General features: G+C 75.0%; 15 protein-coding genes and 1 pseudogene. 4 read left to right on the forward strand and 12 right to left on the reverse strand.

Annotated features, from left to right (window positions below):
* Positions 1-75: 75 nt before the first annotated feature.
* From AFB00_RS28560 to AFB00_RS28570, 3 genes are read right to left on the reverse strand one after another with little or no spacing between them, the layout of a single operon-like run.
* Positions 76-1,563 carry a DUF2867 domain-containing protein gene (locus tag AFB00_RS28560; RefSeq protein ID WP_068799751.1) on the reverse strand — a complete coding sequence of 496 codons (1,488 nt, stop codon included), beginning with the start codon at positions 1,561-1,563 and terminating at the stop codon, positions 76-78.
* Positions 1,564-1,610: 47 nt separating this feature from the next.
* Positions 1,611-1,919 (reverse strand): AzlD domain-containing protein, encoded by a 309-nt coding sequence (locus AFB00_RS28565; protein ID WP_068799752.1) that lies wholly within the window; start codon positions 1,917-1,919, stop codon positions 1,611-1,613.
* Positions 1,916-2,614: an AzlC family ABC transporter permease gene (locus AFB00_RS28570; protein ID WP_068799753.1), complete on the reverse strand. Its 699-nt coding sequence runs from the start codon at positions 2,612-2,614 to the stop codon at positions 1,916-1,918. The genes AFB00_RS28565 and AFB00_RS28570 overlap by 4 nt, the downstream gene beginning before the upstream one ends.
* A 54-nt stretch (positions 2,615-2,668) precedes the next feature.
* Between AFB00_RS28570 and AFB00_RS28575 the strand changes: the two genes are divergently transcribed.
* Entirely contained in the window at positions 2,669-3,223 is a 555-nt protein-coding gene (locus AFB00_RS28575) for a helix-turn-helix domain-containing protein (protein WP_068799754.1), read from the forward strand.
* Here AFB00_RS28575 and AFB00_RS28580 read toward each other — a convergent pair.
* The 8 genes from AFB00_RS28580 to thrS all read right to left on the reverse strand — a co-directional run bounded on the left by AFB00_RS28580 (position 3,207) and on the right by thrS (position 12,203).
* A complete protein-coding gene (locus AFB00_RS28580; RefSeq protein ID WP_156819760.1) occupies positions 3,207-4,778 on the reverse strand; it encodes a glycoside hydrolase family 16 protein in 1,572 nt (523 codons plus the stop codon). The genes AFB00_RS28575 and AFB00_RS28580 overlap by 17 nt on opposite strands.
* Before the next feature lie 569 nt (positions 4,779-5,347).
* Entirely contained in the window at positions 5,348-6,265 is a 918-nt protein-coding gene (pdxS, locus tag AFB00_RS28585) for a pyridoxal 5'-phosphate synthase lyase subunit PdxS (RefSeq protein WP_068799756.1), read from the reverse strand.
* A gap of 17 nt (positions 6,266-6,282) precedes the next feature.
* Positions 6,283-6,864 (reverse strand): hypothetical protein, encoded by a 582-nt coding sequence (locus AFB00_RS28590; RefSeq protein WP_068799757.1) that lies wholly within the window; start codon positions 6,862-6,864, stop codon positions 6,283-6,285.
* Complete coding sequence (locus AFB00_RS28595; RefSeq protein ID WP_068799758.1) at positions 6,861-7,997, reverse strand: glycosyltransferase family 4 protein; 1,137 nt, start codon at positions 7,995-7,997, stop codon at positions 6,861-6,863. The genes AFB00_RS28590 and AFB00_RS28595 overlap by 4 nt, the downstream gene beginning before the upstream one ends.
* Positions 7,994-8,914: a phosphatidylinositol mannoside acyltransferase gene (locus AFB00_RS28600; RefSeq protein ID WP_083275902.1), complete on the reverse strand. Its 921-nt coding sequence runs from the start codon at positions 8,912-8,914 to the stop codon at positions 7,994-7,996. Before AFB00_RS28600 ends, AFB00_RS28595 begins: the two co-directional genes overlap by 4 nt.
* Entirely contained in the window at positions 8,907-9,521 is a 615-nt protein-coding gene (gene pgsA, locus AFB00_RS28605) for a phosphatidylinositol phosphate synthase (RefSeq protein WP_068799759.1), read from the reverse strand. The genes AFB00_RS28600 and pgsA overlap by 8 nt, the downstream gene beginning before the upstream one ends.
* Positions 9,522-9,564: 43 nt before the next feature.
* Positions 9,565-10,125, reverse strand: coding sequence for an HIT family protein (locus AFB00_RS28610; protein ID WP_068799760.1), 561 nt, complete (start codon positions 10,123-10,125; stop codon positions 9,565-9,567).
* A gap of 26 nt (positions 10,126-10,151) precedes the next feature.
* A complete protein-coding gene (gene thrS / locus AFB00_RS28615) occupies positions 10,152-12,203 on the reverse strand; it encodes a threonine--tRNA ligase (RefSeq protein ID WP_068800777.1) in 2,052 nt (683 codons plus the stop codon).
* A gap of 496 nt (positions 12,204-12,699) precedes the next feature.
* Here thrS and AFB00_RS28620 point away from each other — a divergent pair, with 496 nt between their 5' ends.
* The 3 genes and pseudogenes from AFB00_RS28620 (at position 12,700) to AFB00_RS28630 (ending at position 17,096) form a co-directional block, all read left to right on the forward strand.
* On the forward strand, positions 12,700-15,843 hold the full coding sequence (locus AFB00_RS28620; RefSeq protein WP_231974119.1) for a transglycosylase domain-containing protein: 3,144 nt from the start codon (positions 12,700-12,702) through the stop codon (positions 15,841-15,843).
* 67 nt (positions 15,844-15,910) lie between these two features.
* Positions 15,911-16,848 (forward strand): annotated as a pseudogene (locus tag AFB00_RS36475) (IS5 family transposase).
* A gap of 35 nt (positions 16,849-16,883) precedes the next feature.
* On the forward strand, positions 16,884-17,096 hold the full coding sequence (locus AFB00_RS28630) for a hypothetical protein (RefSeq protein ID WP_156819761.1): 213 nt from the start codon (positions 16,884-16,886) through the stop codon (positions 17,094-17,096).
* Here AFB00_RS28630 and AFB00_RS28635 read toward each other — a convergent pair.
* The gene (locus AFB00_RS28635; RefSeq protein ID WP_197519695.1) at positions 17,050-18,000 is read right to left on the reverse strand and encodes an ArgP/LysG family DNA-binding transcriptional regulator; all 951 of its coding nucleotides are present in this window, start codon (positions 17,998-18,000) and stop codon (positions 17,050-17,052) included. The two genes, AFB00_RS28630 and AFB00_RS28635, sit on opposite strands and share 47 nt — an antisense overlap.
* Positions 18,001-18,121 lie beyond the last annotated feature (121 nt).

Consider the following 18,121-nt stretch of genomic DNA (forward strand, 5'->3'; position numbering starts at 1 on the left):
TGAAACGATCACGACCCGCCCCACTCCCGCGCCGATCCCGATCCACTCATGGAGCTTCGGCCCGGTGGGGCCGGGCTAGAGCTCCATGAGTGGATCGGGGGCGGGGGTGCGCAGGGTGCGTGCGTAGTGGGTCTCGGCGACGCCGGTGAGGGTGCGGGCCATCACCGCCAGGACGAAGCGGTGAGCGGGGTAACCGGCGAGCCAGGCGACCCGACCGGCCAGGCCGTGCGGGCGGAACCGCAGCGTCTGCTCGTAGCGGCTGCCCAGCCGTCCGGTCGGGACGATCCGCAGCTCCAGCCGCGCCGTCCCGGGCAGCGCCGTCGTGGCGCGGAGCAGCAGCCGGGCGCCCGGCTCGACCTCCTCCACCACCCAGCGGTCCAGCGTCTCCCCGACGACCGGGCGCAGCGGCCCGGACGCCCGTCCCCGCGGTCCCCGGCCCGGACCGCCGGTCAGGGCGTCGAGCATCCCGGTCAGCGTCGCCGTGCCGGGCACCGTGTACCAGCCGTGCGCACCACCGAGCGTCTCGACGACCGACCACACGGCGTGCGCGGGGGCGTCGACGTCGTGGACGTCCGTGCTCGCCCACTCGGCCGGGCCGCTGCCGGGCGCGTCTCCGGGGCCCGTGCCGGCGGCTCCGGTGCCGTCGAGCGCCCGGCGGACGGCCGTCCGGTACGGCGTGTGACCGCCCGGCGGGACGCCGATCAGTGCGTCGAGGTCCGCGACGTCGCCGGGGTCGGCGACCAGCTCGTGCCGCATCGACTCGACAAGCGGCCCGGCGAGGTCCCGCGGTACCGGGGTGAGCGCGGCCACCGCCCGGGCGGTGAGCCGGGGCGCGGACAGCGGCACCGGCAGCGGCACCGGACGGGCCAGCCCCGCCTCCGCGGCGTAGCCGCTCATGAGCCCGCGGTAGGTGAGCACGTCCGGCCCACCGAGGTCGAACGCCCGGTTCACCGCCGGATCGAGCCCCAGGCAGCCGGCGACGGCGTGCAGCACGTCGTCGACGGCGACTGGCTGGATCCGGTTCCAGGCCCGGTCCGGCAGCGGGAGCAGCAGCGGCCCACCCATCGCCGTCTCGGTGAGGTGCCGGATCATCTCGAAGCTCGCCGACCCGGAGCCGACGACGATCCCGGCCCGGAGCACGACGGCGGGGACCGGCCCGCCCAGCAGGATCTCGCCGACCTCGCGCCGGGACCGCAGGTGTTGCGAGACGCGCCGTTCGTCGTCGGCGGGTTGCAGCCCGCCCAGGTAGACGATCCGTCGCACGCCCTGTTCCGCGGCGGCGCCGGACAGTGCGCGTGCCGCGTCCCGGTCGCGGTCGGCGTAGCCGGGGCCGTCCATCGCGTGCACGAGATGGACGACGGCGCCGACGCCGGCACAGGCCCGCCGGACGTCGGCCGGGTTCCGGGCGTCCCCGGCCAGCACCTCGGCCCGGCCGGCCCACGGGTGCTCGTCGACCCGGCGCGGTGTGCGGGCGAGGACGCGGACGTCGTGCCCGGCGTCGAGCAGCCGCGGGACGAGCCGCGACCCGATGTAGCCGGTGGCGCCGACGACGAGGACGTGCATGGCCCGATCCTCGCCGTCCCGGCGGGTCGGCGCGCGGCGGGGCGGGGTCAGGGCACCCCGGCGAGGCGCAGCGCCGCCGTCGTCCCGGCGGCCAGGACGACGACCAGTGCGAACGGCAGCCGCCGCCAGATCCCGGCCGCGGCCACGGCCACCCCGGCCGGCCGTGCCCAGCCCGCGAGCTCCTGGCCCTCGAACACGGCGCCGGTCACCGCCAGTGCGGCCAGCAGGGCGACCGCACCGAGCTCCACCCGGCGCACGGCCCGCTCGGACAGCGTGATCCGGCCCTGGACCAGCAACGGCACCAGGCGCATCAGGTACGTGCCCCCGGCGAGCACGAGCAGCGCGGCGACGGTCACGACGACTCCTCCCCCGGACCGGGACGCCCGGCGGCGGCCGTTCCCAGCAGCCCGGCCAGGACCGGCAGCCCGGCCGGGAGGAACGGCGCGCAGGCGAGACCGACCGCGGCCGCCGCACCGGCCACCCGGCGGGCGTCGATCCGGCGCAGCATCGGGACGAGCATGGCGAGCAGCGCGGCCGGGAACGCCGCGTCCAGCCCGAAGGCGGAGGGGTCCGGGACCGCCGCGCCCAGCAGCAGCCCGCCGGCGGTACCGGCCTGCCAGAACAGGTACTTGATCACGCCGAGGGTCAGGAACGCGCGGCGCGGACGGCCCGGGGCGCCGTCGGTGCGGGCCAGCACGAACGCCGTCGACTCGTCGGTGACCAGGTGGGCGGCCGGGACCCGGCTCCATCCACCGCCCAGGTGCCGGGCCAGCGCCAGCCCGAACGGCAGGTGCCGCAGGTTCAGCACCAGACCGGCGGCGACCGCCGCCCAGATCCCGCCGCCCGCGGCGAGCACGCCGGTCACCAGCAGCTGCGCACCACCGGCGAAGACGAGCGCGGACATCGCCATCGTCATGGCCGGGGAGAGGCCGGCCGCCGGCGCGAGCGCGCCGAACGACACGCCGACCAGGCCCACCGCCACCGAGATCGTCACGGCGTCGCGGAGATCCGAACGGTCCTCCGCGCGCCGTGTTCGTTTCACCGAACGCATGACCGCTACAGTGAACGGGACCGTGTCCGTTCGTCAAGCCGAACGAGAGTACCGATGGATCGAACGCCACCCCTGGCCGCGATCGCCGCCGCCATCCGCCGCGAGCGGGAACGGCTGGGGATCTCCTCGGCGGAGCTCGCCCGCCGCGCCGGGATCGCGAAGTCGACGCTGTCCCAGCTCGAGGCCGGGACCGGGAACCCGAGCGTGGAGACGCTGTGGGCGATCGCGGTCGTCGCCGACGTGCCGTTCTCGACGCTGGTCGAGCCGCCGTCGTCGCCGGTGCGGGTGGTGCGGGCGGCCGACCGGCCCTCGATCCGCTCCCAGGACTCACCGTTCGCCGGCGCACTGCTCTCCGCGTGCCCGCCGGGCGCCCGGCGCGACGTGCACATGATCACCTCGGAGCCGGGCGAGCCGCGGGAGGCGCACGCCCACTCCCCCGGGACGATCGAGCACATGGTCGTCGCGACCGGGAGGTGGGTCGCCGGGCCGGACGGCGAGGAGATCGAGCTCGATCCCGGTGACTACATCACCTTCCCCGCCGACCGGCCCCACCGTTACCGCGCGCTGGACCCGGGAGCCGCGGCCGTCCTGATCATGGAGTACCGCTGACCGGTGCCGGCGGGGCCACCGCGGGCGCCGGGTCCGGGGCACCCTCGGTGATCCGGCCGGTGGGGCGGTCGAGCGCCCCCTCGGCACCGCCGCCCGGGGCGGCTTCCGCGGTCCCGGGGACCGGTGCGGGACCGGGGGCCGCGGGAGCGGACTCCTGGTCCGCCCGGCTGGGCTCCTGCCGGTTGCCGTCCGGACCGGGCCCCGGATCCGACGCCGGGTCGCCGCCGGGAGCGGCCTTCGGGGCGCCACCCGGAACAGGCTCGATCCCACCGCCCGAGCCGGGCTCGGCCACACCGCCCGGGCCGGGCTCGGCCGCACCGGCCGAGCCGGACCGCGCGTCAGCGCCCGGGACCGACGTGGCGTCACCGCCCGGACCGAACTTCCCGTCGCCGCTCGGCACGGGCTTGCCCTCATCCCCCGAGCCGGACTTCCCGTCGCTGCTCGGCGCGGCCTTGCCGTCGTCCCCCGAGCCGGACTTCTCGTCGCCGCCCGAGCCGGACTCTCCATCGCCACCCGGACCGGACTTCCCGTCGCCGCCCGAGCCGGACTCTCCATCGCCACCCGGACCGGACTTCCCGTCGCCACCGGAGCCGGGCTTCGCGGCGTCCCCGCAGCCGGACTCCCGGTCGTTGCCCGTGGACTCCGGGAGCGCGTACTGCCGGACCCAGTCGACCTCCATCAGCGACGGCTCGACCTCGCCCTCGCCCTCCGGGAACCAGTCGAGCTGGATCGTCAGGTGCATCGGCCCGGGGGGCAGGATCGAGGTGTCGTCGGTGCTCCACCACTCCTTGCCGTCGACGAACGCGGTCACCCCGTCCGGCCGCCACTCGACCGCCCAGTTGTGCCACTCGGTCCCGTCGATCTCGACCGCGCCCTGCACCTGGCTGTTGTCCTCGCCGTAGTGCAGGAAGAGCTCGGTCTTCTGCCGGGTGTGGTCGGTCATCTCCATGAAGTCGATCTCGCCGCCGACCGGGAAGTCCTCCGCGGTCGGCCACAGCAGGAGCAGCGCGTTGTACGACGGGTCCGACTCCGGGGCCCGCACCCGGCCCTCCCAGCGGCCGTACTTCTGGCTGCCGTCGGTCCACGCCATGCCGCCGGTGGTGCCGTCCGCGTCGCCGTTGATGGTGAGGATGCCGTCCTTCACCGAGGCCGCGTCCGGGGACCGGCGCCCGTTCCCGCCGTGCCCCTCGCCGTCGTAGAGGTTCCAGCCCTGCAGGGCGTCCCCGTCGAAGTCGTCGACCTTCGTCGGCTCGCCCCAGCCCAGCAGGGTCGCGGCGCTGGTGTCCGCACCGGGATAGGCACAGGCGGGCGGAGCCGCCGGCTCGGCGGGCTGCGCCGAGCCGTCGGATGTCTTCTCGTCCGCGCCGGGCTCGGCGGGCGGCCCCGCGGCCCCTGCGTCCGCCGGTGCGCCCGGGTCGGCGGGTGCGCACGCCGGAGCGGCGGACGGCTCGTCCTGACCGGGATCCGCGACTGGACGGGGCGCCGCCGGCGCATCGGCCGGTACTCGCGTGACGTCGTCCGGCTCCGACGGCGCCGGGGCCGGCCCGGGCTCCACGGCTCCGGCTACGCTCCCGGTTTCATCCGATCTCTGCGGTTCACACGGTCCGTTCCCGTTCCCGTTCGCGGGCGCCGGAGCGGGTGCGGCGACGGCGCCGTCGGCGGGGGTGTCGGGCTTCCCCGGCCCGGCACCCCCGTCCCGGGCTCCCGCGTCCGGCTCCGGGCACGCCACGGCCGCTGTCGTCGCGCCGGGCCGGGCAGCCGTCCCGGGATCGGCGAACGCGGCCGCCGGGAGGCTGATCAGCATCGCGGCGGCGACCGCAGCGACTCGCACAGAGCGTCCCATCACTCTCCTCCGCCTCACTGGTCCCATCCTTGCCTGAGCAACATAAGTGCCCCATCGTCACCACGCGCCTCAACGTCACCTGATTGTGTAAGCAACCGCCTGCCCGGAGGAGGCTTCAATGGGACGAAACGGACGCAACCCCGCAGACGAGTGACGAACCTGTTCACCCGTACGGATCTGGCGGCCCGTCGGAGGACGGCGGTGCCGGGTTCGTGGCCCGGCAACGAGAAGAGCCCCGCCCGGCAGCTGCCGGGCGGGGCTCCGTGGAGAGCGGTGTGGGTCTACCAGCCGCGCGAGGCGTACCGCTGGCCCTCCGGGATGTCCGGGATGTTGATGCCGACCATCGCCTCGCCGAGACCGCGGGAGACCTTGGCGATCATGTCGGGGTCGTCGTGGAAGGTCGTGGCCTTCACGATCGCCGAGGCGCGCTGCGCCGGGTCACCGGACTTGAAGATGCCCGAGCCGACGAACACGCCCTCGGCACCGAGCTGCATCATCATCGCGGCGTCCGCGGGGGTCGCGATGCCCCCGGCGGTGAACAGCACGACCGGCAGCGTGCCGGTGCGGGCAACCTCGGCCACCAGCTCGACCGGGGCCCGCAGCTCCTTGGCCGCGATGTACAGCTCGGCCGCGTCCAGCGACGCCAGCCGGCCGATCTCGGCGCGGATGGACCGCATGTGCCGGGTCGCCTCGACGACGTTGCCGGTGCCGGCCTCGCCCTTCGAGCGGATCATCGCCGCGCCCTCGGAGATCCGGCGCAGCGCCTCACCGAGGTTGGTGGCACCGCAGACGAAGGGCACGGTGTAGGCCCACTTGTCGATGTGGTGCGCCTCGTCGGCCGGGGTCAGGACCTCCGACTCGTCGATGTAGTCGACCCCGAGGGACTGGATGACCTGGGCCTCGACGAAGTGGCCGATCCGCGCCTTGGCCATGACCGGGATGGACACGGCCTCGACGATCCCGGCGATCATGTCCGGGTCCGACATCCGGGCCACGCCACCGTTCGCACGGATGTCGGCGGGCACGCGCTCCAGGGCCATGACGGCCACGGCGCCGGCGTCCTCGGCGATCTTCGCCTGCTCGGGGGTGACCACGTCCATGATCACGCCGCCCTTGAGCATCTCGGCCATGCCGCGCTTGACCCGCGCGGTGCCGTGCTGCGGACCGGCGTTGTCGGGGGTGTTCTCAGCTGCGGACACGGGTGATCTCCAGCTCCTCACATGGCTGTCGGATGACGGGTCGATCCTACGTCAGCGCCGAGCGGACCTGCTGCGGGTTCCGGGTCGGCGATCTCGAAGTACACCGGCTCCGGGGCGGTCCCGTACAGCCGCAACCAGCGCACCAGCCGCCGGGACCGCAGTGCTCTGGTGTCGCGCACGGCGTCGTTGTGCACCCGGCGGGCCAGCACGACCAGGTGCTGGGCGTCGCGCAGCTCGGCGGCGAGCCTCGCCGGTCCCGGCCGGCCGACGGCGGCGAGTTCCCTGGTCAGCGCGTTCTCGGCGGACTCACGCAGGGCCCGCGTCCCGGCCGGGTCCCGGCCGTCCGGGGTGGGTGCGGGGCCGAGCGCCGCACGGTCCGCCGCCCTCCGCAGCGCCATCCCGGCCGGCGGAGGGAGCCCGTCGGCGACCCGGCGCGCGAGACGCACCCGCCCCTCGAGCGCCGCGGCGAGCGCGGCCCGGGCCGCATCGACCCGCACGTGCAGCCGGTGCAGCCGCCGCACCCGTGTCAGGCACCACACGGTGACGGCAGCCACGACCGGAACCGCGACCCCCACGAGGCCGAGGACGGCGGTGCTCACCGGGCCTGCCGCCGGGCCGGCACCGGGGCGGCCGCGATCGCCGCCCGGTAGACCTGCAGCACGTCCCGGGCGACGACGGCCCAGTCGTAGCGGGCCACCCGGGCCCGGCCGGCGGCCGCCATCGCGGCCCGGTCGGCGCCGTCGTCGAGCAGGGCCGCCAGCGCGGCGCGGAGCGCGATCGGGTCGGCCGGGGGGACCGACCGCCCGGCGCCGCCGTGCACGGCGCGGAAGGACTCGATGTCGCTGGCCAGCACCGGCACACCGGCCGCCATCGCCTCCGTGAGCACCATCCCGAAGCTCTCGCCGTGCCGGTGCGGGGCGCAGTAGAGGTCCATCGCGCGCAGCGCGGCGGCCTTCGTGGTCTCGTCCACCGCACCGAGCACGTCGATCCGCCCGGCCAGCGCGGGACCCGCGGCGTGGCGCAGCGCGCCGGCGTCGCCCCGCCCGACCACCAGCAGCCGCAGGTCCGGCCGGGCCGCCACCAGCGGGCGCAGCGCGTCGAGCAGCACCGGCATCCCCTTGCGCGGCTCGTCGTAGCGACCGACGAACCCGACCCGGACGCCCGGACGCAGGCCGGGAACCAGCTCGTCCAGCGCGGGCCCGCCGGCGAACCGGGCGATGTCGACGCCGTTCGGGATCTCGGTGGCGTCACCGCCGAGGTGTTCGACCTGCACCCGCCGTGCGGTGGCCGAGACCGCGATCCGCGCCGTGACCTTCTCCATCAGCGGCCGCACGATCCCGCCGAACGCGGCCAGCGCGCGCGAGCGCTCGGTCGAGGTGTGGAAGGTGGCGACGATCGGCCCGCCGGCGAGCAGCAGCGCGAGCACCGACACCGACACCGACAGCGTCGTCGGCTCGTGCAGGTGCAGGACGTCGAAGTCGTGCTCGGCGAGCCAGCGCCGGGCCCGCCGGTGGGTCCGCGGGCCGAAGCTCACCCGGGCCACCGAGCCGTTGTACGGCACGCCCAGCGCCCGGCCGACCGGGGTGACGAACTCCGGGACGGTCCCGACCGCCGGTGCGAGCACCTCGGCGGTGTGACCGCGCGCCCGCAGCGCACCGGCGAGGTCGAGGACGTGGTTCTGGACCCCGCCCGGCACGTCCAGCGAGTAGGGGCAGACGATCCCGACCCTCATCCGGCGCCGATCGGCTGCAGCATGTGCCAGTCCTCGGGCCGCCGGTCGATGAGCGTTCCGAACGCGTCGGCGAGCGCCTGCACCGCGGCCGGCTCGGCCGCCCGGTCCGCGACCGCGATCTCGGCGCCGACGTGCACCCCCCACGCGTCGCCCGCGAACACCGGGTAGGCGGGGTGCAGTGCCGCCCCGGTCAGCCGGGCCATCCGGACCGGCCCCACCGGGAATCGGGCCCGGCCACCGAGGAACCGGACGTCGACGCCGGTCCCGGACAGGTCGCGGTCGGCGACCAGGCACGCCACGCCGCCGGACCGCAGCCGCGCGGTCAGCGCCCGGTGCGCGGCCCGTGGCTCGTCGGCGGGCACCACCTCGAAGCCGAGGGCCCGCCGGTAGGCCACGAACCGCCGGAACAACGCCTCGGGCCGCAGCCGCTGCACGACGGTCGTCAGTCCCGGCTCCAGCCCGAGCCGGTCCAGCTCGCGCACGAGGTAGACGCCCGCGACGTCCCAGTTGCCGGCGTGCGGCAACGCGTAGAGCACCCCGCGCCCGGCCCGCAGCGTGGCCAGCGAGGCGTCGATGCCCCGGACGTTCGGCTGTACGGCCGCGTGCACCGCGGCCGGTTCCATGCGGGGCAGCGCGAACGCCTCCCGCCAGTACCGCGCGTAGCTGCGCACCGCCCGCCCGGCGAGCGCGTCCAGCTCGGCCGGGCCGGCGCCGGGCCGGACCGCGGCCAGGTTCGCCCGCAGCCGCCGGACCCCCGGGCCGCGGCGCCGCGCGAACAGGTCGGCGCCGGCGTCGAACACCGGCGCGCTGACACCGGCCGGGAGCCGGCCCGCGACCGCCCAGCCGGTCGCGTACGCCGCCGCGGTGAGGATCTCGCGGGCGCGCGCCGCCGGGCCGGGGAGCGTCCGCTCAGGCACGGCTGGACTCGTGGGCGCTGCGGCGCACCGCCAGGATCCGCTGGCCCAGGGTCACCACCGTCCCGACCGCCAGCACGCCGAGCGCCACGCTCAGCGCGTAGGGCACGCCGATCCCGGACAGGAACGCACCGACCAGACCGAGGATCAGCCGTTCGGCCCGCTCGACGAGCCCACCCTCGGCCGTGAGCCCGACCGACTCCGCCCGGGCCTTCACGTAGGACACGATCTGCCCGCCGACCAGGGCGACGAGCGCCGCGGCCCCGGCGACCGGCTCGGCCCCCGCGGTCAGCGCCCACCACGCCAGCGCCCCGAAGATCGCCCCGTCGACCATCCGGTCGCAGGTGGAGTCGAGCACGGCGCCGAACGGCGTGCCGTACCCGCGGGCCCGGGCCATGGCGCCGTCGACGAGGTCGGTGAGCACGAACAGCGTCACCAGCACGGAGCCGAGGACGAGCCACCCGGACGGCAGGAGGAGCACCGCGGCGGCGACGGCACCCAGCGTGCCGGCGATCGTCACCGTGTCGGGGTTGATCCCGCGGCCGATCAGGCCCCGGCCGATCGGGTCGGTGAGCCGGTTGACGTGCCCGCGGGCGAACAGGTTGAGCATCGTGGGCGGCGTTCTCCCTCGCGGACGGTGAACGCGGGCCAGCCTAGTCCCGGTCGGCCCCTCCGTGCCCGGGCGGCTCCCACGCCCCGGCCAGCTGGGCCCGGGTCTCGGCCAGCAGCTGCGGGATCACCTTCGTCTGCCCGACGACGGCGATGAAGTTCGCGTCCCCGCCCCAGCGCGGTACGACGTGCTGGTGCAGGTGCTCGGCCAGCGACCCGCCCGCGACGTGGCCGAGGTTCAGTCCCACGTTGAACGCGTGCGGTGCGGCGACCCGCTTCATCGTCACCACCGCCTGCCGGGTGAACGCCATCAGCTCGGCGGACTCCGGATCGGTCAGGTCCTCCAGGTCGGCGACGTGCCGGTACGGGAGCACCATCAGGTGCCCCGGGTTGTACGGGTGCAGGTTGAGCAGCGCGAACACCGCGTCACCGCGGGCGACGACGAGGTTGTCCGCGTCCGCGGACGGTTCCGCCCGCCCGATCCGGCAGAACGGGCAGCCGGTGTCCGTGGTGCTCTTGATGTAGGCGAGCCGGTGCGGGGTCCACAGCCGGGCGAACCCGTCCGGTGTCCCGACCCCTTCCTGCGGCACCCACTCCTGCGGCATGAGCCGATCCTAGTGACCCGCCGGTCTCAGGCCGTGGCGTCCGCGGCGGACGACGGGGCGGGCTGCACGGCGAACGCCGCGGCGTCCGGCGAGGCGTTGTTCCGCGACCGCACCCACGCGACGATCGCCCGCACCGCGGTGTCGACCGGCACGCCGTTGGTCTGCGAGCCGTCCCGGAACCGGAAGCTCACCGCGCCCGCCTCGACGTCCCGGCCGCCGGCCAGCAGCAGGAACGGGACCTTCTGCAGCGTGTGGGTGCGGATCTTCTTCTGCATGCGGTCGTCGCCGGCGTCGACGTCGATCCGGATCCCCTGCGCGCGCAGGGCCGAGGCGATCTCGCGCACGTAGGGCTCCTGGGCGTCGGTCACCGGGATGCCGACCACCTGGACCGGCGCCAGCCAGGCCGGGAAGGCACCGGCGTAGTGCTCGGTCAGCACGCCGAAGAAACGCTCGATCGACCCGAACAGCGCGCGGTGGATCATGACCGGACGCTGCCGGGACCCGTCGTTCGCGGTGTACTCCAGCTCGAAGCGGTCCGGCAGCATGAGGTCGACCTGGATGGTGGACATCTGCCAGTAGCGGCCGATCGCGTCCCGCGCCTGCACGGAGATCTTCGGCGCGTAGAAGGCGGCCCCGCCCGGGTCGTCGCGCAGCTCCAGGCCGAAGCTCTCCGCCGCGTCCCGCAGCACCTCGGTCGCCTCGGCCCAGGACTCGTCGGAGCCGATCGACTTCTCCGGGTTGCGGGTCGAGAGTTCCAGGTAGAAGTCGTCGAGCCCGTAGTCGCGCAGCAGGTCCAGCACGAACTGCAGCAGCGAGCGGACCTCGTCGCCCATCTGCTCGCGGGTGCAGTAGATGTGCGCGTCGTCCTGGGAGAAGCCGCGGGCCCGGGTCAGGCCGTGCACGACGCCGGACTTCTCGTACCGGTAGACGGTGCCGAACTCGAACAGCCGCAGCGGCAGCTCCCGGTAGGACCGCCCGCGGGACCGGAAGATGAGATTGTGCATCGGGCAGTTCATCGGCTTGAGGTAGTAGTCGACGGCCGCCCGGCGGACGTTGCCGTCGGCGTCGCGCTCCTCGTCCAGCTGCATGGGCGGGTACATGCCGTCGGCGTACCAGTCGAGGTGCCCGGACAGCTCGAACAGCTGACCCTTGGTGGCGTGCGGCGAGTAGACGAACTCGTAGCCGGACTCGGCGTGCCGCAGCCGCGAGTAGTCCTCCAGCTCCTTGCGGACGACCCCGCCCTTCGGGTGGAAGACCGGCAGGCCGGAACCGATCTCGTCCGGGAAGCTGAACAGGTCCAGCTCCGAGCCCAGCCGGCGGTGGTCCCGGCGCTCGGCCTCGGCGATCCGGTCGAGGTAGGCGTCCTGCGCCTCCTGGGACTCCCACGCGGTGCCGTAGATGCGCTGCAGCTGGGCGTTGTCCTGGTTGCCCCGCCAGTACGCGGCGGCGGACCGGGTGAGGGTGAAGGCGGGGATGTACTTCGTGGTCGGCAGGTGCGGGCCGCGGCACAGGTCGGACCACACGACGGCGCCGGTGTGGGCGTGGACGTTGTCGTAGACGGTCAGCTCGCCGCTGGCGTCGACCTCCATGACCTCGCCGTCGGCGTCGGCACCGCCCTTGAGGTCGATCAGCTCCAGCTTGTAGGGCTCGTCGGCCAGCTCGGTGCGGGCCTCGGCCTTGTCGGCGAACCGGCGGCGCTCGAACCGCTGCCCGGCCTTGACGATCTTCTTCATCGCCGACTCGATCTTCTTCAGATCGTCGGGGGTGAAGGGGGTGTCGACGTCGAAGTCGTAGTAGAAGCCGTCGGTGACCGGCGGGCCGATGCCCAGCTTCGCCTTCGGGAACAGCTGCTGCACGGCCTGGGCGAGCACGTGGGCCGCGGAGTGCCGGATGACACTGCGCCCCTCCTCGGTGTTCGCCCGCACCGCGACGACGTCGGTGTCGGCCTCCGGGGCCCAGCCCAGGTCGCGCAGCGCGCCCTCGGCGTCCCGGACGACGACGATCGCGTCCGGCCCGGTGGTCGGCAGGCCGCCCTCCCGCACGCGCGCGCCGGCGGTCGTCCCGGCCGGCACCCGGATCGGGGCGGACGCGGGCGGTGCGGGCGGTGCGGACACGGTGACGGCCTCCAGCGGGGGTGGGTTCCGCGGCGGCCGGAACATCGGACGAGATCCGGCGGCCGCGCGTTCCCGTGAATGCTAATAGTCCACCGCGAACCGGTTTCGCGGGCCGGACCTCACGCCGCCGGGAACCGGCGACCGCCGGGGCGGCGCTGCTCGTCGCACTCCGGGCGCCACCGGTCGGCGACCTCCGTGCGGGCCCGCGCCTCGGCGCATACAGACGGCCGTTGCCCGACGAACTGATCCACATCGTCGCGTCGCACCCGGCGGAACGTGCAGGCTGGTGCACATGGTGGAGTGGACCGTCCCCAGCCGGTCACGCACCGCCGCGACACCCCGATGACGTGCCGACGATCGAGTGACGTCGATCAGGTGGGCACACCGCGCCCCGCCGGTGACTCGTTCACCGGATGCGCATGCCCCCGCCCGGACACTGGCCCCGTGAGAGGAGAGGCGGTTGACCGCAGGCCCGCCCCCACCACCGCGGTCCCGCCGTTCCGCCGACCGGCACGGCGCCGACGACCGCGGCCGGGCCGTGCGCACCGACGAGCGCCCGGCCGGGCGGCACAGCAGCGACCAGGTCGCCAGGGACGGGTCCGGCGGCGCGCCCCGGCACGGTGCGCCGCAGGGCGGCCGGCACGGCTCCGGTGAGCAGCCCCGCCCGGGCGGGCCGCGGCACGGACGCCCGGGGTCCTTCGCCGACGTCGTGCGCGCGGAGAGCGACGCAGCGGGCGACGGGGCGAGTGGAGCTGCGGGTGGCCCGGCGGACGGCGGGCAGCGCCGCGCCCCCCAGCCCCCGCCCGCCCGTGGACCGCAGCCCGGCACGGGTGTGCACGGCACCGCCAAGGTCGGCATGCGGGTACGGGGCGGCACCGTCCCCCGCGACCCCGGCACCCCGGCACCCGACGGCCCCCGCCGGGGCGCACCGGCCCCCGGTGCCCGTGAACCGGTCGCGCCCCGGCGCCCGGCCGTTCCGCGGCCCTCCCGCCCGCACGACTCCTCGTTCCCGCCGGGTGGTCCGGCGCCGGTGCGCCCGCACGACTCGCCCCCGCCCGGCGGCCCGGCTCCGGTACGCCCGCACGACTCGCCCCCGGCCGGCGGCCCGCCGCCGGTGCGCCCGCACGACCCCGCCACGGCCGCTGCCCCGCCGCCGGCAGCGCCGCACGACGCCGTCCCGCCGGGTGCGCCCGCCCCCGCCCGGCGCGGCGAGCGGCCACTGGCCGGGGAGGCGGGCGGCGCCGGATCGGACGCCGCACCCCGCCCGGGCCGGCGTCGCCGTCCGGAGCCACCGCCCTCAGGGCCGGTCACCACGGTCGTCCCGCCGGTGGAGCCCGACGACGCCCCGGAGCCGGTGACGGCGCTCGCCCCCGCCGTGGCCCCGGCCGCCGGCCCGGAGACCCCTGGCGAGCCCACCCCGGCCGCCCGCGGCCCGGTCGGGCGCGCGCTCGCGTTCGCCGATCCGGTCGTCGGCCCGGTCCGCCGCCGCCTCGGCATCCTCGACGCCGAGCAGAAGGCCGCCCTCAGCCCGGAGCAGCGCCGGACCCGGCGGCGCAAGCAGATCCGCTGGACCCTCGTCAGCGGCGCCGCGTCGGTGTTCCTCGTCCCGCTGCTGGTGCTGGGGATCGGGTGGATCGCCTTCCCGATCCCCAGCACCGACGAGGCCGTGCAGAACCAGATCGCCACCGTGTCGTTCGCCGACGGGGGCCAGCTCGCCCGGCTGGTGCCCGAACAGGGCAACCGGATCAAGGTCGGGATGGAGGCGATCCCGCCGCACGTGCGCGAGGCCGTGCTCGCCGCCGAGGACCGGTCGTTCTACTCGAACCCGGGCTTCGACATCACCGGCATCCTGCGGGCGGCGATGAACCAGGTGCTCGGCGGTGTCGGCGGTGGATCGACGATCACCCAGCAGTTCGTCAAGACGACGCTGGTCGGCAACGACGCCACGTACTGGCGCAAGTACAAGGAACTCATCGTCGCCCTGAAGGTCTCCGGTCAGAAGTCCAAGGACGAGATCCTCAACGACTACCTGAACGCGATCTACTTCGGCCGCGGGGCCTACGGCATCGAGTCGGCGAGCCTCGCCTACTTCGGCAAGCCGGCCGCGCAGCTGACGCCGAGCGACGGCGCCCTGCTCGCCGGGGTCATCCAGTCGCCGTCGAACTGGGACCCCGCGAACGCGCCGGAGAAGGCCCGCGACCGCTGGAACTTCGTGCTCGGCGGCATGGTCCAGCAGGGCTGGCTCACCCCGGAGGAGCGCGCGGCGGCCGTGTTCCCGCAGACGATCCCGCCGGAGAACACCTCCCGGTCCTCGTCGCTGGGCGACGAGCGGGGGCACATCCTGAACGCGGTCCGCTCGGAACTGGGTGCCCTCGGGATCTCCGAGCAGGCGTTCGCCCAGGGCGGGCTGCAGGTCACCACGACGATCACCCCGGAGCGCCAGCAGGAACTCACCGACGCCGTCCGGGCCGGGATGGACGGCCAGCCCGACCTGCTCCGCTCGGCGGCCGTCGCCGTCGACCCGCAGACCGGCGGCATCGTCGGCTACTACGGCGGCGCGAACGGGACCGGACTCGACTACGCCAAGGTCATGAAGCAGCCGGGGTCGACCTTCAAGCCGTTCGCGGTGCTCGCCGGCCTGCTGGAGGACCCGCCGGTCGGCCTGGGCACCGAGTTCGACGGCTCCGAGCGCGAGGGCCTGCGCAACGCCGACGGCGCCAACTGCCAGCGCTGCGACATCAAGCAGGCGATGACGATCTCCAACAACGTCGTCTTCACCAAGCTCGCGGCCCAGGTCGGCCCGCAGAAGGTCGCCGACGCCGCCCGGCTCGCCGGGATCACCGCCCCGATGGAGAACCCGGACGCCCGGCTCCCGCTCGGGAACAAGGAGGTCACCCCGGTCCAGCTGGCCTCGGCCTACGCGACGATCGCGGCCGGCGGGGTGTGGCACGCCCCGCACCTGGTGTCCAAGGTCGTCGACTCCGAGGGCCGGGTGCTCTACGAGTACTCCCCCGGCGAGGGCGAGCAGCGCTTCGACGAGCAGGTCGCCCGCAACGTCACCGAGGCGATGATGGACGTCGCGACGAACGACGACCTGGAGCTGCCCGGCGGCCAGGAGGTCGCGGCGAAGACCGGCACGGTCCAGTCCCGGTTCGAGGGCCAGAACAACGACGCCTGGTTCGCCGGGTTCACCCCGGGGATCGCGACCGCCGTCTGGGTCGGCACCGACCGCAACGACCCGATCCAGAACGCGTCCGGCGACCCGATCAACGGCAAGGACCTCCCCGGTGAGGTGTGGCAGGGGTTCATGGCCGACGCCGTCCGCGGCGGGGACACCGTCGAGTTCCCGACCTTCCGGCCGCTCGGCGACGCCCCGTCCGAGCTCGCGGCGAACGAGCCGACCGCGCCCCCGACACCGACGGCCACCGCGACGACCGCGCCGCCGCCCCCGGAGCCGCCGGAGCAGCCGCCGCCGGCCGAGGCGCCCGCCGCGCCGACCGGCACCCCGGAGCCGGACCCGGGCCTCGACCCGCTGCGCGCTCCCGACGAGGACCAGCCCCCGGAGAACGACGAGGACCGGGCCGCCGAGCCGACGTTCGGCTAGGGCGTGTCTCCCATATGGGTGTCCGGACTGCCGGCAGGATGAGCCGGTGAGTTCGTCGAGGTTCGCGCTGCTCTCGGATGCTCAGTGGCAGTTGATCGGGCCGCTGCTGCCCTCCAACGCCGGGCGGCGTGGGCACCCGTTCGGCGAGGATCGCCGCGTGGTGGAGGGGATCATCTTCCGATACCGAACCGGGATCCCCTGGCGAGATCTGCCGCGGGAGCAGTTCGGGCCCTGGCAAACGGTGTGGAAGCGACACCGCCGCTACGCCGCTGACGGCACCTGGGACACCGTGCTGGCCGCACTGTTGGCCCAGGCCGACGCCAAGGGCGAGATCGACTGGACGGTGTTGACAGGTGTCGGTGGACGCCACGATCAACCGGGCGCACCAGCACGCCACGAACACCACCCGCCCCGAGCAGGACACAGGGGGCACGGTCGAACTACACGAAATCCCCTGACGGGTTCATGCCCAGCCCGCTCGGCGGACCGCGAGAACCCGCAGGTCACGGCATCGGCCGTTCCCGTGGCGGGCTGACGACGAAGATCCATGCCGCGGTCGACCGGCGGGGCCGGCCGCTGGCGGTGGTGGTGACCGGCGGGCAGCGCAACGACGGCGCCATGCTCGAGCAGGTCCTGGCCGACATCCGCGTCCCCCGCCTCGGCGCGGGACGGTCCCGCACCCGACCCGACGCCGTGGTGGCCGACCGGGCCTACTCATCCGGGGTCAACCGGCGCGCACTGGCCCGCCGCTCGATCACCACCGTCATCCCGCAGAAACGCGACGAGATCGCCGCCCGCAAACGCCGCGGCTCCCTCGGCGGCAGACCACCCGGACTCGACGTTGAGACCTACAAGGGCCGCAACGTCGTGGAACGCCACTTCACCCTGACCAAGCAGTGGCGCGGGCTGGCCACCCGCTACGACAAACTCGCCATCACCTATCGCGCCGCCACCGTCCTCAGCGCCTGCATCACCTGGTCACGCCTATTGGGAGACATGCCCTAGTGCCCCGGGCCCCGGCGCCGGGCTACCGTGACACGGTGACCGGAGACCATCACTTCGAGGTGGTGGCCTGGCGGGCCGACCGCAGGCTGACCCTGTACGTGCCGGGCATCGAGGCCTCGACCACGGTCGAGGACCCACGGACGGCGGAGGACGCGGTGCGTGGCCTGATCGCCGATCTCACCGGGATGGAGCCGGGTGAGATCACCTGCGACATCCGGCTGGGTCGGCCCTGGCGGTCCGGGATCTGACCCGGCGCCCGGTCACGGCGGGGGCACCAGTGCCCCGGCCGCCGCCGTCCCGACCGCGGCGGCCAGCGCGTCGAGGACGGTGGTCCGCAACGTCCAGTGCTGCCAGAACAGCGGTACGTCCAGGTAGCGGTCGGGGTTCAGCAGCACCAACCGGCCGGCGTCGGCGGCGGCCCGGGCCGGGGCGTCGGTGAACATGCCCCAGCCGAGCCCGGCCCGGACGGCCGCGTGGTACCCCGTCGGCCGCCGGCACCCGGTGCGCGGGGCCGCTGCACCGCCGGTGGGTGAGCTGCCGGACGAACCGGGTCTGCAGCCGGTCCTTCAGGCCGAAGTCGACGCGCGGCGCGACCGGGAACGCCGCCGCCGGATCGCGTCCGGCGAACCACCGGTCGTACACCGCCCGGGCCGCCACCGGCCGGTACCGGGTGGCGCCGAGCGGACGGACCGTGCAGCCCTGCACCGGCACCGACGACGTCGTGACCGCGCCCACCACCGAGCCCTCGCGGAGCAGCGCCGCGGTGTGCTCCTCGTCGTCGACGTGCAGGTCGAGCCGGACGCCGTGCGCCTCCGCCAGCGGCACGACGGCGGTCAGGAACCAGTGCGTGACCGAGTCCGCGTTCACCGCGATCGGGAGGTGGACCGCGCCGTCGGGGTCGTCGGCGAGGTAGCGGTCGACCTCGCCCTCCAGGACCGTGACCTGCCGGGCGAGGCGCAGCAGCGTCCGCCCGGCGTCGGTCGGCACGCACGGGCGGGACCGGCGCACGAGCACCTGCCGGGTCTGGCGCTCCAGCGCCCTGATCCGCTGCGACACCGCCGACGGTGTGATCGACAGCAGCTCCGCGGCCGCCTCGAAACTGCCCTGCTCGACGACGGCGCTGAGCGCGGCCAGCCGGCCCCGGTCGTACATGAAGTACAGCTTAGGGTCCTGAAGATCCGTGAACGAGATCGTGGTTGCCGGCCGGGCCGACCTACGGTCGTCCGGTGAGCATCGTCGTGGGTTTCGGTACCGGCCTGTCCCTGATCGCCGC

Source organism: Pseudonocardia sp. HH130630-07 (genome assembly GCF_001698125.1).
Lineage (GTDB): Bacteria > Actinomycetota > Actinomycetes > Mycobacteriales > Pseudonocardiaceae > Pseudonocardia.

Bases quoted from the DNA above. Each gene is read 5' to 3' on its own strand.
- AFB00_RS28635 (WP_197519695.1), bottom strand. From the start codon at position 18,000: ATGTACGACCGGGGCCGGCTGGCCGCGCTCAGCGCCGTCGTCGAGCAG.
- AFB00_RS28610 (WP_068799760.1), bottom strand. From the start codon at position 10,125: ATGCCGCAGGAGTGGGTGCCGCAGGAAGGGGTCGGGACACCGGACGGG.
- AFB00_RS28595 (WP_068799758.1), bottom strand. From the start codon at position 7,997: ATGAGGGTCGGGATCGTCTGCCCCTACTCGCTGGACGTGCCGGGCGGG.
- pgsA (WP_068799759.1), bottom strand. From the start codon at position 9,521: ATGCTCAACCTGTTCGCCCGCGGGCACGTCAACCGGCTCACCGACCCG.
- AFB00_RS28560 (WP_068799751.1), bottom strand. From the start codon at position 1,563: ATGCACGTCCTCGTCGTCGGCGCCACCGGCTACATCGGGTCGCGGCTC.
- AFB00_RS28570 (WP_068799753.1), bottom strand. From the start codon at position 2,614: ATGCGTTCGGTGAAACGAACACGGCGCGCGGAGGACCGTTCGGATCTC.
- AFB00_RS28575 (WP_068799754.1), top strand. From the start codon at position 2,669: ATGGATCGAACGCCACCCCTGGCCGCGATCGCCGCCGCCATCCGCCGC.